This window comes from Plantactinospora solaniradicis, assembly GCF_042658085.1.
Lineage (GTDB): Bacteria > Actinomycetota > Actinomycetes > Mycobacteriales > Micromonosporaceae > Plantactinospora > Plantactinospora solaniradicis.
Genome location: NZ_JBHSPR010000155.1, coordinates 1 through 604, shown reverse-complemented (window position 1 = coordinate 604; position 604 = coordinate 1). Strand labels below are relative to the sequence as shown.

At 68.5% G+C, this 604-nt stretch carries 2 protein-coding genes; both read right to left on the bottom strand.

Annotation, left to right across the window (positions count from 1 at the left end; translation table 11 throughout):
- On the bottom strand, positions 1-320 hold a 320-nt coding region (locus tag ACFP2T_RS48015; RefSeq protein ID WP_377434814.1), incomplete at its 3' end, for an ATP-binding protein.
- A partial coding sequence (locus tag ACFP2T_RS48010; RefSeq protein ID WP_417629226.1) for a Mu transposase domain-containing protein occupies positions 320-604 on the bottom strand: 285 nt, incomplete at its 5' end. The genes ACFP2T_RS48010 and ACFP2T_RS48015, both read right to left, overlap by 1 nt.

Here is a 604-nt window from a genome sequence, read left to right as displayed (position 1 = left end):
TCCTTCGAGGCCACGAAGTCGAGGGTGCCCAGGTGCGCGATCGTCTCCCGCTTCAGCGAGCGTTGGTGGTCGAAGTCGAACTCCTCCAGGCTCTTGCGGGCCGGGAACCTCGCGGTGCGGATGCGGCCCTCACCGCCGTGGGCCTCTCGGGCGGCGACCTCGCGTTGCAGGCAGGCGGCGAGGAACTCCTCGAACGTCCACGACTCCGCACGGGCCCGCTCGGCGAGACGTTCGACCGACGCGGCCAGGGATGGTGCTTTCAACGCGCGGGTGAGGAACGCGATCTCCGACGCGATGTTGCGGTTGGTCTTGGCGGCCATCACACCGTCACCTCGTCCAGGCCGAACAGCCGGTCGTAGTCGGTCAGTGCCCGTTGCTGCACCTGGGCGTCGATCGCGACCGGTTGCTGCCTTCGGGCTGCGGCCCGCAGGTCCGCCGCAGCTTGCCGATGCTCCGGGTCGGTGATCGTCTGATGTCGTGCCCAGCAGCGGTTGTGATGGGCGACCAGACGACCGTCGCAGAACACCTCCACCTGCTCGCAGTCGGCGGTGACCTCGACACGACGCCCCACGACAGACGGGTGCACCGAGTAGTCGTTGGCGTC